Annotated in this window: 13 protein-coding genes; 7 read left to right on the top strand and 6 right to left on the bottom strand. The window is 70.9% G+C overall.

Annotated features, from left to right (window positions below; all coding sequences use genetic code 11):
- Positions 1 to 165 precede the first annotated feature (165 nt).
- Positions 166 to 924 (top strand): zeta toxin family protein, encoded by a 759-nt coding sequence (locus AB0D85_RS21805; protein WP_362322522.1) that lies wholly within the window; start codon positions 166 to 168, stop codon positions 922 to 924.
- Here the strand turns inward: AB0D85_RS21805 and AB0D85_RS21800 are convergent.
- Positions 917 to 1384 carry a hypothetical protein gene (locus tag AB0D85_RS21800; protein ID WP_362322521.1) on the bottom strand — a complete coding sequence of 156 codons (468 nt, stop codon included), beginning with the start codon at positions 1382 to 1384 and terminating at the stop codon, positions 917 to 919. The two genes, AB0D85_RS21805 and AB0D85_RS21800, sit on opposite strands and share 8 nt — an antisense overlap.
- A gap of 259 nt (positions 1385 to 1643) precedes the next feature.
- Between AB0D85_RS21800 and AB0D85_RS21795 the strand changes: the two genes are divergently transcribed.
- From AB0D85_RS21795 to AB0D85_RS21780, 4 genes are all read left to right on the top strand, one after another.
- Positions 1644 to 4244, top strand: coding sequence for an ATP/GTP-binding protein (locus tag AB0D85_RS21795; protein ID WP_362322519.1), 2601 nt, complete (start codon positions 1644 to 1646; stop codon positions 4242 to 4244).
- A gap of 153 nt (positions 4245 to 4397) precedes the next feature.
- Positions 4398 to 5528: an ABC transporter ATP-binding protein gene (locus AB0D85_RS21790; RefSeq protein ID WP_362322517.1), complete on the top strand. Its 1131-nt coding sequence runs from the start codon at positions 4398 to 4400 to the stop codon at positions 5526 to 5528.
- The gene (locus AB0D85_RS21785; protein ID WP_362322515.1) at positions 5525 to 6175 is read left to right on the top strand and encodes an ABC transporter permease subunit; all 651 of its coding nucleotides are present in this window, start codon (positions 5525 to 5527) and stop codon (positions 6173 to 6175) included. The genes AB0D85_RS21790 and AB0D85_RS21785 overlap by 4 nt, the downstream gene beginning before the upstream one ends.
- Positions 6172 to 6837 carry an ABC transporter permease gene (locus tag AB0D85_RS21780; protein WP_362322513.1) on the top strand — a complete coding sequence of 222 codons (666 nt, stop codon included), beginning with the start codon at positions 6172 to 6174 and terminating at the stop codon, positions 6835 to 6837. The genes AB0D85_RS21785 and AB0D85_RS21780 overlap by 4 nt, the downstream gene beginning before the upstream one ends.
- A gap of 71 nt (positions 6838 to 6908) precedes the next feature.
- Here AB0D85_RS21780 and AB0D85_RS21775 read toward each other — a convergent pair whose 3' ends face one another.
- Genes AB0D85_RS21775 through AB0D85_RS21760 form a run of 4 tightly spaced genes read right to left on the bottom strand, consistent with a single transcriptional unit; the run spans position 6909 to position 10884 of the window.
- Positions 6909 to 7505, bottom strand: coding sequence for an ATP/GTP-binding protein (locus tag AB0D85_RS21775; RefSeq protein ID WP_046732638.1), 597 nt, complete (start codon positions 7503 to 7505; stop codon positions 6909 to 6911).
- Entirely contained in the window at positions 7492 to 7908 is a 417-nt protein-coding gene (locus tag AB0D85_RS21770) for a DUF742 domain-containing protein (protein WP_362322510.1), read from the bottom strand. The genes AB0D85_RS21775 and AB0D85_RS21770 overlap by 14 nt, the downstream gene beginning before the upstream one ends.
- A 34-nt stretch (positions 7909 to 7942) precedes the next feature.
- A complete protein-coding gene (locus tag AB0D85_RS21765; RefSeq protein ID WP_362322508.1) occupies positions 7943 to 8419 on the bottom strand; it encodes a roadblock/LC7 domain-containing protein in 477 nt (158 codons plus the stop codon).
- Positions 8416 to 10884, bottom strand: coding sequence for an ATP-binding protein (locus AB0D85_RS21760; protein ID WP_362322506.1), 2469 nt, complete (start codon positions 10882 to 10884; stop codon positions 8416 to 8418). Before AB0D85_RS21760 ends, AB0D85_RS21765 begins: the two co-directional genes overlap by 4 nt.
- Before the next feature lie 320 nt (positions 10885 to 11204).
- Here AB0D85_RS21760 and AB0D85_RS21755 point away from each other — a divergent pair, with 320 nt between their 5' ends.
- A complete protein-coding gene (locus tag AB0D85_RS21755; protein ID WP_362322504.1) occupies positions 11205 to 12167 on the top strand; it encodes an ABC transporter substrate-binding protein in 963 nt (320 codons plus the stop codon).
- 215 nt (positions 12168 to 12382) lie between these two features.
- Positions 12383 to 13744 (top strand): MFS transporter, encoded by a 1362-nt coding sequence (locus AB0D85_RS21750; protein ID WP_362322502.1) that lies wholly within the window; start codon positions 12383 to 12385, stop codon positions 13742 to 13744.
- Between the two features lie 25 nt (positions 13745 to 13769).
- On the opposite strand, the gene AB0D85_RS21745 is transcribed toward AB0D85_RS21750, so the two are convergent.
- Entirely contained in the window at positions 13770 to 14225 is a 456-nt protein-coding gene (locus AB0D85_RS21745; RefSeq protein WP_362322500.1) for a TerB family tellurite resistance protein, read from the bottom strand.
- Between the last annotated feature and the right edge of the window lie 110 nt (positions 14226 to 14335).

The following is a 14335-nucleotide window of genomic DNA, read 5'->3' as shown; positions in this document are numbered from 1 at the left end:
GAGGCTGCTGGGATCAGGTGAAAGACGGGCAGGAAGCCTGATGGTGCGCCTCGCCGCTCCGCCCATGAGTCACAGATCGGGACGCCCTTGACTCTCGACGATCTGTCGCAGGACGACAGAGAGTGGATTTTCACCCGCCTCATCTGGCCTGACTATGAGCACGTCGTGTCGCAGGCGGCTCCTGTCGTGGTCTATGTCATGGGTCAGCCGGGGGCCGGGAAATCGGAGAACCGTCATCTGGTGCCGACGGGGCTGGAGAAGGCGAGGCGGATCTCGGGCGACGATTTCAAGATCAATGACCCGCGCTACCTGCCGGCTCTGAAGGCCAATCCGCGTACCGCCGGAACCCTGGTCAGGTCCGTATACCAGGAGTGGCAGGCGCGGGTGGTCGCCGGAATGCGGCAGATGGCCGGTCATCTCGTGATCGAGATCAGCCCCAGGTTCCCCATCCGGTGTTTCCTGGGCGAGGTCGCCGCCTTTCGTGCCGCGCACTACCGGGTCGAGCTCGTGGTCCTCGCCGTACGCGAGGCGGACAGCCGGCAGGGCATCGGGCTGCGCTATGCGCGGGTGCTCCGCAGGAATCCGACGCACGCCCGGTTCACCGAGACGGCCGGGCACGACGCGTGCTTCCGGGCGCTCGGCCAGGTCGTGGCGGCGGTCGAGGAGGACTCCTCGGTGCACGCGCTGCGGGTGGTACGACGCGACGGCACGGTCCTCCACCGGAGCGAACGCGGGGACACGGGCCGGCTGGCGGGCGGGGCCGTGGCGGCCATGGAGGCCGAATGGCGACGGCCTTACACCACCGAGGAGGCGGCGCACTTCTTCGCGAACCAGGGACTGCTGCACAGGCAACTGCCCCGGTACGCCGACGAGTGGCGCGAGATCGCCCACCTGGCCGCACCGCTGATCTCGTCGGTCAACTGAGCTGCGGATTCTGACGGGTCAGTTTCCGGAAGAGCGCACTGTAGTCCTGAGCCATACGGTCGGCCTGCTCGGGAGTGGCCTCGTCGAGGTATTTCCGTTCGGCCAGGCACTTCTCGCGTTCCGTGAGCAGTTCGTCGAGCCGCACGGGGTCGGGCGAGCGGGAGTGTCTCTCCAGATGGATGGCCCGGCTGTACCAGGCGATGACCAGCCGTACGCATTCCAGGGCCGCCGCGTGCCCGAGAGTCTCGGGGTTGTACGTGTCATTCGCGGCCGCGGGCCGCCGGATCTCCGTATCGGGCGGCGGAGCCGTCTTATGGGCTCCTTCGGTCCGGGCTTTCCCGGCCGGGCGTTTCCGCAGGGTCCGGAAAGCGGTGTTCCACAGGTGGCGGAGGGGCGCGGGACCCCTTTCGGTGTCGCTTGCGCCGAACCACCTGTCCGCATGTCTGGGGGTCGACGACACCGTTTCTCTCCCTGTCCGGTGATGGGGGGAGCCGGGGCATGGAGAGGCCTGTGCTGCGCCCCCGTTCCGTGGTTGCCCAGCTTAGGGGGCGGGAATCCCGAGGGACACTCGTAGACCTCCGGGAACACGCGGGATTCTCATGGAATGGCTGATTCCGCAATGGTCACCCTGAGCGCCTGTGCCTAACCTTCTGGTATATCCGGGGGGTGTCGTGGGCGGGCGGGATCTTCGTGCGCTGTTCGGTTCGAACGATCGGGGAATGCAGGTCGAGGAGCACTTCACCAACCGCCAGGAGCAGTGGGCGGCCGTGACCGCCGCCCTTGCCGCGCACGCGCGCGCCCTCGCGGCACCCGGCTTCGACGTGGAGGACCTGGAGGCGCCCCGCGACAACGTCCTCGTCTTCCACGGCATCGGCGGCATCGGGAAGTCCACGCTGTCCCGGACGGTCGAGGCCGCCCTCGCGCACGCCGAGCACCGGCCCGCCCAGTGGGGTGAGCCCGTCCGGGTGAACGCCCGGGTGCTGCCGGTCCGTATCGACCTCGCCCGGTCCGGGGGCGCGGACTTCGAACGGGTGATCCTCACCATCCGTCTGGCCCTCGCCGAACTGGGCCGCCCGCTGCCCGCCTTCGACCTGGCGCTGCGCCGCTACTGGGACCAGGTCCACCCGGGTGAGCCGCTGGAGGAGTTCCTGCGCCGCGGCGGCCTCGGCCGGCGGTTCGGCAAGGCCGTTCCGGAGCAGATGCAGTCCGCGCTCACCGACGTCGCCCAGGCCCTGCTGCTGCCCGGCACGGTCGGCGCGGTGGTGGGGCAGGTCTCCGGCATCCTGATCCGTGCCCTGCGCGACCACCGGGCCGCCGTCCGCGCGCTGGCGGGCTGCGCCCGGCTGGCCGACCTGCTGGAGGCCGAGCCGGACCTGGACGCCCTCTCCTACTACGCGCACCTGCTGGCGTGGGAGATCGCCCGTCTCCCGGCGGGCCGGGCGGTGCTGCCGGTGATCCTGCTCGACACGTTCGAGGACGTCGGCGACCGCGTCCACCGCGATCTGGAACGGCTGCTGCAACGGGTCGTCTGGCTGATGCCCAACGCCTTCTTCGTCATCACCGGACGCAGTCGCCTCCAGTGGGCCGAGGACGCCCTGCACGGGCAGCTCGACTGGACCGGCCCGGCCGCCTGGCCGGGCCTCGCCGCACCCAGCGGGCTGGGGCAGGGGCCGGCCCGGCAGATCCTGATCGGGGACTTCTCGCCCGAGGACTGCGACGACTACCTGGCCCGGCGTCTGACCCGCGACGGCCGCCCGGTCCTCGCACCGGAGATCCGGGCGGTGATGGCCGCCCGGTCGCACGGCCTGCCGCTCCATCTCGACCTGGCCGTCCAGCGGTTCCTCGCCATCCGCCGCGCAGGGCGCGAACCCCGCCCCGCCGACTTCGACGTCGCCTTCCCTGCGCTCATCAGCCGCACCCTCAGCGACCTCACACCGGACGAGCGGCATGTGCTGCGCTCGGTCTCGCTCCTCGACAACTTCGACGTCTCCCTGGCCTCCAGCGCCGCCGGGATGACGTACGAGGCGGCCGCCCTGCGCCTGATCGAGCGGCCGTTCGTCCACACGGATCCGCACGCCGTCTGGCCGTACCATCTGCACGCTGTCATCCGTTCCACCATTCGAACGGCGGACGACCAGGCGGACGACCGCTGGTCGGAGCGGGACTGGCAACGGGCCGCCGTGCGGGCCTTCGAGTCCGTGGGGGAGCGCTGGGCGGCGGCACCCGCCGGGGATCGGGACCGGCTCGTCACCTGTCTGCGCCAGGGGCTGCGGCTCGCGCGCGACTTCGGCCTCGGGCTCGGCTGGCTCGCCGACGCGGCCTGGAGCTATGTCGGGGACTCCGTGTGGGAGCCGCTCGCCCCGCCGGCCCCGGGCGGGGGCCCGCCGGCCGCGCTGCACACGGCGGCCGACGCACTGGTGGAGACCCTGAGCGCGCTCGCGCGCCGCCAGCACGAGCACCGGGAGCGCACGGTGGCCCGGCTCACGGCGGTCGTCGACTCCGGTCTGCTGCCCCCGGAGTTGCGGGACATGGCCGTGTACTACCGGGCCAAGGCCGAGCGGGACCTCGGCCGTTCGCAGGACTCGCGCAGCGGTATGCGGGCCGTCGCCGAGAGCGGCGGACGGCTCGCCCCGGCGGCCCGGCGGGGCCTCGCCCATCTGGCCCGGCTGGCCGGGGACTTCCCGACGGCGCTGAGCGCCGCCGCCGGCCTGGGCTGGGCCGGGCGCCACCACCGGGTGCTCGGTGATGTCTGGTGGGTGCAGGGCGACATGGCGCGGGCGGCCGAGGCGTACGCGGCCGCGCGGGACGAGGCCGAGCGGCACGCCGTGGCCGGTGAACGCGCCATCGCCCAGACCCAGCGGGCCTTCGTCCTGGCCTTCGCCGACCCGGCGGCCGCCGCGGACGAACTGGACCTGGCCTGGCAGCTGCTCGCGGGCCTGGACCTGCGCACCACCCGGTTCACCGCGCACATCGCCGCCCTGGTCCTGGCCGCCGGAACGCCGGGCGCCGAGGTGACCGACCGCGCCGATGTGCTGCGCGCCGAGGCCGGGGTCGCCGGCATCACCGCCGCCCGGCACACGCTGGAACTCGCCCTCGGGTTCCACCACGCGGTCCTGGACGACCGGGCGCAGGCCCGGGCGGCCGTCGCACGCCTGCGGGACCTCAGCCCCGGCCCGGACTACGCGTACTACACCGATCTCGTCTGTTTCATGGCCGGCCTGGAACCGCCCGCCTCGCCCGCGGGCAGGGCGCGTTGGGTGGACGGCGAGGACGCCACACGGGCCCGCTGGCGCACCCTGGCCACGGTCCGGCGCGGCTGACGGCGGCCGGAAGATCACAAACTGAAGAGGATCAGTCAGCGGCAGAAGTGCTGAAACAGTTCCGGTCTAGACTCTCCCCGCAACGGCCTGTACCACGGCGACCGTGGTCGAAAACTGGGCACTTTCTGCCAAACCCGAAGGGTATTCGGCGTTTTGATACGGATAGATTCAGTCACCAAGCGGTACCCGGACGGTACGGTCGCCGTCGATCGGCTCTCCCTGGAGATACCGGATCGCTCGATCACCGTCTTCGTCGGCCCCTCGGGCTGCGGCAAGACGACGACCCTGCGGATGATCAACCGGATGGTGGAGCCGAGCGAGGGCCGCATCCTCCTCGACGGCGCCGACATCCAGGCCCAGCCGGTCAACACCCTGCGCCGGTCCATGGGTTACGTCATCCAGAACGCCGGACTCTTCCAGCACCGCACGATCATCGACAACATCGCCACCGTGCCCCGGCTGCTCGGCTGGAGCAAGCCGAAGGCGCGGGCCCGGGCGGCCGAGCTGATGGAGCGGGTCGGGCTCGACTCCGCGCTCGCCAAGCGCTACCCCTACCAGCTCTCCGGCGGCCAGCAGCAGCGCGTCGGCGTGGCCCGGGCGCTCGCCGCCGACCCGCCGGTGCTCCTGATGGACGAGCCGTTCTCCGCCGTCGACCCCGTCGTCCGCAAGGGTCTCCAGGACGAACTCCTGCGTATCCAGGGGGAGTTGGGCAAGACCATCGTCTTCGTCACCCATGACATCGACGAGGCCATCAAGCTCGGCACGATGGTCGCCGTGATGCGCACCGGCGGTCACCTCGCCCAGTTCGCCCCGCCCGCCGAACTGCTCACCGACCCCGCCGACGCCTTCGTCGAGGACTTCCTCGGCGCCGACCGGGGCATCCGCCGGCTCTCCTTCTTCCCGTCCGCGGGCCTGGAGCTGCAGCGGGCCCCGATCGTCCCGATCGACGCCGACGCCACCAAGCTCGGCGCCCGCACCGCGGCCGACGCCCCCTATCTCCTCGTCACGGACCTGGACGGCAGGCCGCTCGGCTGGGGCGAGCCGCGCGCGCTCACCGCGGGCTCGATCGACCCGGCGCACCTGCTGTCCTACGGGCGTCCCTTCGTCCCCGGCAAGGACTCGCTGCGTGCCGCCCTCGACGGCTCGGTGCTCTCGCCGACCGGCTGGGCGGTGGCCGTGGACGGCGAGGGGCGCGCGGTCGGCGTCGTCTCGCAGCAGGTCATCGGCGCCGCGATCCGCACCGCCCACGCCGAGGGCCGCGACGACACGAAGGTCGGGGGATGAGCGGCTTCTTCGACATCCCCAGCGACCTCCAGAACACCTACTTCGGACTGATCGGCCTCCACCTGCGCGAGGCCCTCATCCCGGTGCTGGCCGGTCTGCTGGTGTCCCTCCCCATCGCCCAGCTCTGCGTGCGGTTCCGCTGGCTGTACCCGCCGGTGCTGGGCGTGACCACGATCCTCTACGCCATCCCCTCCCTGGCCTTCTTCGTCGTCCTCATCGACTACACGGGCCAGACCGAGACGACGGTGATGATCCCGCTCGCGGTGTACAGCCTGGTGGTCCTGGTCCCGGCGATCGTGGACGGCGTCCGCTCGGTCCCGGCGGAGACCCTCGCCGCCGCCACCGCGATGGGGCTGGGCCCCGTACGCCGTTACTTCCAGGTGCAGTTGCCGATCGCCGTCCCCGCGATCATCGCGGGCCTGCGGGTGGCCACCGTCTCCAGCATCTCCCTGGTCAGCGTCGGCATGCTGATCGGAAACCAGGGTGCCCTCGGCAACCTGCTCAACGACGCCAACATCTACCACCGTCCCGAGCTGGCCGTGAACTCGGTCGTGACCACAGCCGTGCTGGCGATCCTGGCCGACGCCCTCCTCGTCCTCGTACGCCGTGTGCTGACGCCCTGGATGCCGAAGGAGAGCACCCGGTGAACGTCCTCAACTTCATCCACGCCTTCTTCAGCGACAGCAGCCACTGGCACGGCTACGACGGCATCCCCACCCGGGTCTGGGAACACATCCAGTACTCCCTGGAAGCCCTCGCCTACGCGGCGGTCATCGGCCTGCCCGTCGGCCTGGTCACCGGTCACTACGGCCGCGGCGGCAACACCCTCGCCCTGATCGCCACGGCCGGCCGGGCCCTGCCCAGCTTCGGCCTGCTGGTGCTGATGTTCATCTGGCTCGGCTTCGGCATGCTGCCGGTGATGATCCCGCTGGTGATCCTCGCCGTACCGCCGATCCTGGTCACGACGTACGAGGCGATGCGCTCGGTCGATCCGTCCCCGGTGGACGCGGCACGGGGCATGGGCATGCCGGAGCCACGGATCCTCTTCCAGGTGGAACTCCCGGTCGCCCTCCCGCTGATCCTCAGCGGCCTGCGCTCGGCGGCCATCCAGATCGTGTCGACGGCGACGATCGCGGCATACGTCAGCCTCGGCGGCCTCGGCCGCTACATCATCGACGGCCTGTACCAGAAGAACTACGAGAAGGTGGTGGGCGGCGCGACCCTGGTCGCGGTGATGGCCCTGGCCACGCTGGGCATCTTCTGGGCGGTACAGAGACTGACGGTGTCTCCTGGCGTACGCAGGGGATAGCAGCGCCCCTTCAGGGGCGCGGGGAACTGCGCGACCAGCCACATCCGGCCCGCAGTTCCCCACCCACCGCACTACCCCCCACTACGCGCCAGCGCCAGTTCCAGGACAACAAGCAGCGCGTCCCGCACAGAACCCCGTTCCCGCGCGTCGAAGACGACCAGCGGCGTCCCTTCGGCAACGTCCAGGGCCCAGCGCACCTCGTCCAGCGTGTGCTCGACCTGCCCGTCGAACGCGTTGATCGCGACGGCGAACGGAATTCCCTTGTGCTCGAAGTAGTCGACCGCGGCGTAGCAGTCGTCCAGGCGACGCGTGTCAACGATCACCAGCCCACCGAGCGCGCCCTCGACGATGTCGTCCCACATGAAGCCGAACCGCTCCTGCCCCGGCGTGCCGAACAGGTACAGCTTGAGCGTCGGGTCGATGGTGATGCAGCCGAAGTCCATCGCCACGGTCGTGGTCGTCTTGCGCGGGGTGAGCGAGAGGTCGTCCACACCCGCCGCGACCTCGGTGATCGAGGCCTCGGTGGTCAGTGGCTCGATCTCCGAGATCGAGCCGACGGCGGTGGTCTTGCCCACGCCGAAACCGCCCGCGATGACCATCTTCACCGGCAGCGGCGGCCGGACGGCCGTACGCCCGGCGCCCCGGGTCAGCGAGTCAGTCGGTGTCACGGAGTACCCCTCGGGAGTCGGGGATGGCCCGCAGGCCATCGATAACCCTGCGCAGGACGGACGAGTCGTGGGTGGCCTCGAAGTCGGGCACATGGACCGTCAGCTGCCCCGCCTCGCGCAGGTCTTCGGCCAGCACCCGGACCACGTTGAGGTGCAGCCGCAGCCGCGCCGCCAGTTCCGCGAGCGACTGCGGAATCCGGCAGGCCGCGACGATGTCGTGCTGCTCGAAGGAGAGCCGGTCCAGCACCGTGAGCCCGGCGGCGGTGGCCACCACCTGGGTCTCGACGGGCATCGCCGGGCCGGAGGCGCTGTCCGCCACCCGGCCGGCGGTGACCAGGAAAGGCCGTACGGCGGGGGCGGGGCCGACCGGGTCTCTGCCCGGGGGCGGTGAGCCGTCCGCCATGGCTGTGTCTTCCTCTCTCGACCGGTGGTCCCGGTCAGCGCGTCTGTGGGACGCCGACGCTGTTCTTCAGCTCGAGGACGAGCTGCGGGCTGAGCGCCGAACCTGCGCGGTTGGCGAACAGCGTCATCTCGTAGGCGATGTTGCCGAGCTTGGCCTCGTTGTCGGCGACGACGCCGAGCACGGCGCCGTTGCCGATCGCGGAGACGATGACATGGCCGCCCTCCAGGTCGATGATGACCTTGTTGAGGCCGCCCAGGCCGTAGTTGCCGGAGGCGCCGGCAGCCAGGCTGGTGATGCCGGAGACGATCGCGGCCAGCCGCTCGGAGTGGGCGCGCTCACGCAGTTCGGAGACTGCGATCAGCAGACCGTCGGACGACACGGCGATCGCGTCGACCACGCCTGCGGTCTCGGTCGCGAAGCGGTTCAGCAGCCAGGTGAAGTCGGCTGCGGCCGCCTGCAGGTCGGTCGGCGTGATGCCGCCCGTCGGGGTGTCACCTGTCGACGTGCTCACTGCTCGGCTCCTTCCGGAAGGTGGTTCTGGTTCTGCGGGGGGTTCAGGGGGGCGATGCGCGGCGCGGGCCGCTCGTGGCTGCCGGTGTCGCTGTCGCGCCGGGCGCGCTCCACCGCCGCCTCGAACTCGTCCAGCGCGTCCCGCTCGGCCTCCGCGTCGCGGGTGCGCGGCGCCTGGGAGAGGGCCTGCGCGGCGCCGACGGTGGTCCGGAGGGTCGCGCCTCGTACCCTACGGCGCAACGGGCGGGTGCCGTCGCCGGGGTCGGCCGGGGGTTCGCCGGAGCGGGCGGCCGGGATCAGCGGCGCCGCCGGGGACTCGTCCCCGGTCTCGGCGGCCGGCTCGCGGCGGGGCAGCCGACGGGGGAGCAGGCTGTCGGGATCGTCGGCGGGATGCACCGAGGCGGCCGTGGTCGGTCCGGTCGGCCCGGTCGGCGCGGCCGGCGCGGCCGGCTCCGCCGCCTCCGCCGCCTCCACGGCGAGCGGGGTGCCGGAGGTGTCGGCGACCGCGCTCATCGTCAGCAACAGCCGGGAGGGCAGCGTCACTTCGGCGGTGACACCGCCGCCCGGGGTCCGGGTCAGCTCGACGCCGATCTCCCAGCGCCGGGCCAGCGCACCCACCACGAACAGACCGAGCACCTTGGTCGGCACCAGGTCGAGGCGCTCACGGCGGATCAGCCGGGCGTTCTCCTCGGCCAGCCGCTCGGCGCTCATGCCCAGACCGTGGTCGGTGACGACGATGTGCGCGCCGGCGTCGCTGGAGCGCACGGTCACCTCGACCGGGCTGCCCGCCGGCGAGAACGACACCGCGTTCTCCAGGAGTTCGGCCACCATCAGCGTGAGGTCGCCGATGATGTCCGGCTCGATCATGGCTTCCGTGCCGGCGTACAGCCGTACCCGCTGATAGCCCTCGATCTGGCCGAGCGCGGCCCGGACGACGTTGGACACCGGCGTCGGGCCGCCGGCCAGCACGGTCTCCCGGATGCCGGCCAGCAGCATCAGGCTGTCCGCGTTGCGGCGCAGGCGGACGGCGATGTGGTCGATGGAGTAGAGGCGTTCGAGAAGAGCCGGGTCCGTCTCGGCCCGCTCCACCGCGTCGATGAAGGCGAGCTGGCGGGTGGTCAGGTTGCTGACGCGACGGCCGACGTTGCCGAACATCTCGGCGGTGTTGCGGCGGCTGAGCACCTGGCGTTCCAGGAGCGCCGCGGCCGTGGTCTGCACCTGGTTGAACGCCTCGGCCAGGTCGCCGATCTCGTCGCGGGCGGTGACCGGCATGTCCCGCAGCCGGGGCGGGCTGTCGTCCTCGTCGTCGTCGTCCGCGACACGGGCGAGCTCGCGGCCCGCCACCTCGGCGACCTCGTGCGCGACCCCGGTCAGGGCCTGCACGGGGCGGATCACCGAGCGGCGCACCAGCACCGAGAGAGCGAGCCACAGGACGAAGCCCAACAGCGCGCCGTTCAGCAGCCAGATCGCGCGCCACTTGGCGGAATCGGCGGCGGCGTTGGCCCGGTCGGCGATCTGGCCGATGAGCGAGGTGGTGATGTTCAGCCGGGCGGTGGCCTGGTCGAGGTAGGCGGGGTAGTCGGTCAGCGCGTCCTTGACGGCCCGTCGGATCTGGTCCTGGTTGCCGGACTGCAGCTTGGTCGGGTCGATCTGCAGCTCGGCGAAGGACTCGGCGATGGTGCTCTGCGCCTTGGTGTGCTCGACGTCGGCGAGCTGCCGGGCCTGCCCCTCGGTGGCGAACCGGGTGAAGCGGTCGGCCTGGTGCTGGTAGAGGTCGTAGGCGCCGACCGCGTTGGTGAACTCGATCAGCGCGTTGGTGTCCCCGGTGGTGGCCGCGAGCACGTTGGTCTCGAACGCGCCGTGGGCGGCGTCCGCGCGCAGCAGCGAGTCCAGCAGGTTGCCGGTGAAGGTGGAGGCGAGGTTGGCGTTGCGGTCCAGCCCCAGACCGTCGATCAGGTCGTTGGCCGCGTTGGAGTACGCCGGGTCGATGTTGTCGGCCGGCATATAGGACTGCTCGACGGAGTCGCGCAGGCTGGACAGTCCCTCGACCTGCTTGAGGGCGGCCGCCTCGGTGTCCGGCAGCCGGTCGCCGAAGGTCTCACGGACCGTCTGGACCTGGGCGTCCACCGCGTCCTGGGCCGCGCGGTAGGCGACCGACGAGGGCGTGCTGTAGCCGGACTCGTACCGCGCGGAGAGCAGGATCGCCTGCTGGTGCTCCGCCTCGACCTTGTCCACGAGCCGTGCCACCTGCGTGCTGTCCCGGACCAGCTGGGCCGCCGCATCCGCGCTGGTGGACTGCTGCGCCAGATCGGTGAAGACATATGCCAGCAGTACGGCGATGACGGCGAGCGGCACACCGACCAGCAGGTTGAGCTTGCGCCGGAAAGGCCAACGGTCGGCGAATCCCCGTATTCCACCCCGCGTGGGGGCGGACCGGACGGGCGCGTCCACCTGGTTCGTGGACACCGGGCCTCCTTCATGAGGGTGTGCTGGTCTGGGGGGCGTCTTCACCCCGAGCTGTTGCGGAACGACACCGAGTAGCGGGCCCCGTGCACCGCTGTGACCGATATCAACTGCGGTGAGACTACAGCGTTCTTGAAGCCCGGTTCCGCTTGCGCTTTATCAAGAATCCGTTACAAAGAGACCGCTCTCCGTCCACAACTGGCCACGGATCGAAGCCAATCGGTGACCCGGAGATACTTGACTGACTGAGAACGGGCTGGATTGGATCGTCCGGAGTGGTTCGCAATACCCCCACCCTTCCCTCAGCTCCCGGAACGGCAACCGTGACTTCCAACACCCTTCCCAGCAGGTCAATCCGGACATACCGAGGCGTGACGGCCGTCGCGCTCGCCGCGACGACGGCCCTGCTGGCGGGCTGTTCCTCCTCCTCCGACAGCAAGTCCGACCCGCTGTCGGACAGCAAGGCGAGCGGCGACACCGTCGTCGTCGGCTCCAACAACTTCGCCGAGAGCATCCTGATCGCGGACATCTACGGCGAAGCGCTCAAGGCCAAGGGCGTCAAGGTCACGTACAAGTCGAACATCGGCAGCCGCGAGACCACCTACGGGCTGCTCAAGAACGGTTCGATCTCGGTCCTGCCCGAGTACAACGGCGCCCTGCTCGCCTACCTCGACCCCAAGGCCGCCCCGAAGACCGTCGAGGAGACCACGAAGGCCATCGAGGCCAAGCTCGACTCCAAGCTGACGCTGCTCGACCCGGCGGACGCGCAGGACAAGGACTCGGTGACGGTCAACGCGACGACCGCCGCCAAGTACAACCTCACCGAGAAGTCCTCCATAGCCGACCTGAAGAACATCGCCAAGGACCTGGCCATCGGCGCCTCGCCGGAGTTCCAGACCCGCCAGCAGGGCCTGGTCGGCCTCAAGTCCGTGTACGGGCTGGAGTTCAAGTCCTTCAAGGCGCTGGACGCGGGCGGCCCGCTGACCGAGGCCGCCCTGAAGAAGAACGCGGTGCAGGCCGCCGACATCTTCACCACGGACCCGACCATCTCCAAGGAGAAGTTCGTCGTCCTCCAGGACCCGGAGAACCTCTTCGGCTTCGAGAACGTCCAGCCCCTGGTCTACAAGAGCGCCCTGAACCAGACGGCCACCGACGCCCTCAACGCCGTCTCCGCCAAGCTCGACACGGCGTCCCTGCTGGACATGGACACCCAGGTGCAGTCGGACAACAAGGACCCGCTGGACGTGGCCCAGGCCTGGCTGAAGAAGGTCGGCCTCAGCAGCTGACCCGCGTCGGGCTCCCCTTCTCCTCCCCGACGCCGTCGCCGACCCGGTCGTACCGCCCGAGGCGCTCGACCGGGTCCACCGCGCCCGGCCGCGAGGTGACGGCCCGACAACTAGGCGCGTGTGATTCCGTCAGGAACACCTCGCTCGACGGAAGAAAACCACCACCGCCCGACTGAAACCGTCGGCGCTGTCCCGGGCACCCGCACGCTGCCCCCATGACAACGGCACCCACGCACACCACCACGGCCGCCGCCCCGTACCGCTGGCGCCGGCCCGCCCTCGTCGCCCTCCTCCTCGCCGAGGCGATGAACCTCCTGGACGCGACCATCGTCCAGGTGGCCGCCCCCGCCGTGCACGCCGACCTGGGGGGCTCGGTCTCCGAGATCCAGTGGTTCAGTACGGCGTACACGCTGCCGTTCGCGGTCCTCCTGATCACCGGTGGCCGGCTCGGTGACATCGCCGGCCGCCGCAGGCTCTTCGTCCTCGGTGTCGCCCTCTTCGCCGCGGCCTCCGCCGCCTGCGCGCTCGCCCCGGCGCCCGGCCCGCTGATCGCGTTCCGTGTCGTGCAGGGCGCGGCCGCGGCCGTGGTCATTCCGCAGACCATCGGACTGATCAAGGCGATGTTCGCGGGCGAGGAACTGGCCCGGGCGCTGGGCAGCATCGGCCCGGTGATGGGCCTCGCGGCCGTCTGCGGCCCGGTCCTCGGCGGTGTCCTCACCCACGCCGACCTGTTCGGCTCCTCCTGGCGCGCCGCGTTCCTGGTGAACGTCCCGCTGGCCGCGGCCGTCCTGGCCCTGTCCCCGAAACTCCTGGAGAACCGCGCCCCGCACCGCCCCGCCCTCGACTGGCCGGGCACGGCACTCGCGGCGATCTGCACGGGCCTGCTGGTCTATCCCCTCATCGGCACGAACCTCACCGAACTCCCGCTCCACAGCTGGGCGCTGATGGCCGCCGGACTCCTCGCGGGCGCGGCCCTCGTCGCGCACCAGCGCCGCACGACCGCGCCCCTCCTGGAGCCCAGCCTCTTCACCCGCCGGGGCTTCCCGGCCGCGCTCGCCACCTCGACGGCCTTCTTCGCGGTGACCAGCGGCCTGATGACGGTGGTCGTCCTGCAACTCCAGCTGGACGCGGGGAAGGGCGTGCTGGCAGCGGGCCTGAGCCTCACCCCGTGGTCGATCGGTCTCGGGGTGTCGTCCTGGCTGTCGGGCCGGCGCGGGGCGCGGCGGCGCATGATGCCGTACGGCCTGGCCCTCGTCTGCGCGGGGCTGACGGCCGCCGTCGCCGGATACGCCGCCACCCCGCCCACCCGCTACCCTTGGCCGCTGCTCCCCGCGCTGGCCCTGGTCGGCCTGGGCGCCGGGCTCTTCACCCCGGCCTTCTTCACCCTGGCCCTGAAGCCGTTGCGCCCCCAGGAGGTCGGCTCGGCGGCGGGTGCGCTGAACGCCGTACAGCAACTGGGGGCGACACTGGGTGTGGCAGTCCTCGGCAGTACCTACCTGGACGGCTCGGCGGAGGCGGCCTGCGCCGTGGCCGTGGCCCTCACAGGACTCTGCTGGGCCACCAGCCGACGGATGTGAACCGCCCTCGTCCCGGCGGCGCCGGTCAGAGGTCGAACTCGTGCGGCGGCAGGTCGAGGGTGTAGCACGCCTCGCGCACCACGGCCTGCTCCGTCTTGTCGAAGTCGCCGTCCGCACCGCCGATCACGATGCCGATCTGGACGACGGCACGCGCCTCGGCCGGCTTCTTCTTCGCCTTGGCGATCTCCTGGAGCACGCTCACCTTGCCGAAGGCGAAGTCCGTGGTCAGTTTGTTCAGGTTCTCCTCGAAACGGCGGCGCAGGTCGTCCGCCGGGAAGTTCTGCAGCACCTCGTTGGTGGCGATGAGCTGGGCGACCCGCTGCCGCTCCGACGGGTCGATGGTGCCGTCGGCGGCCGCCACGAGCGCGCACATCGCCATGCTCGCGTCGCGGAACGCACCGCTCTTGAGGTCGTTCTTCTTCGCCACGAGCTGGGTCTGCATCTGCGTCGCGGAATCCTTGATGCGGTCCCACAGGGCCATGCGCACTCACTCCTCGGTCGGTTAAGAGGCCTGCTTGCCAGGAAACTAGTTCTACAACAACGTAGAAACCAACGCGGCGGCCGATAAGTTCCCGCAACCTAGACTGGTCC

The organism is Streptomyces sp. NPDC048277, assembly GCF_040652235.1.
In the GTDB taxonomy this organism is placed as follows: Bacteria; Actinomycetota; Actinomycetes; order Streptomycetales; family Streptomycetaceae; genus Streptomyces.
Note: the sequence above shows the minus strand (reverse complement) of the source record. Positions and strands in the feature narration are given on the sequence as shown.

Excerpts from the sequence above, each read along its gene's own strand:
- AB0D85_RS21795 (WP_362322519.1), top strand. The coding sequence starts at position 1,644 with ATGCAGGTCGAGGAGCACTTCACCAACCGCCAGGAGCAGTGGGCGGCC.
- AB0D85_RS21785 (WP_362322515.1), top strand. The coding sequence starts at position 5,525 with ATGAGCGGCTTCTTCGACATCCCCAGCGACCTCCAGAACACCTACTTC.
- AB0D85_RS21770 (WP_362322510.1), bottom strand. The coding sequence starts at position 7,908 with ATGGCGGACGGCTCACCGCCCCCGGGCAGAGACCCGGTCGGCCCCGCC.
- AB0D85_RS21750 (WP_362322502.1), top strand. The coding sequence starts at position 12,383 with ATGACAACGGCACCCACGCACACCACCACGGCCGCCGCCCCGTACCGC.
- AB0D85_RS21745 (WP_362322500.1), bottom strand. The coding sequence starts at position 14,225 with ATGGCCCTGTGGGACCGCATCAAGGATTCCGCGACGCAGATGCAGACC.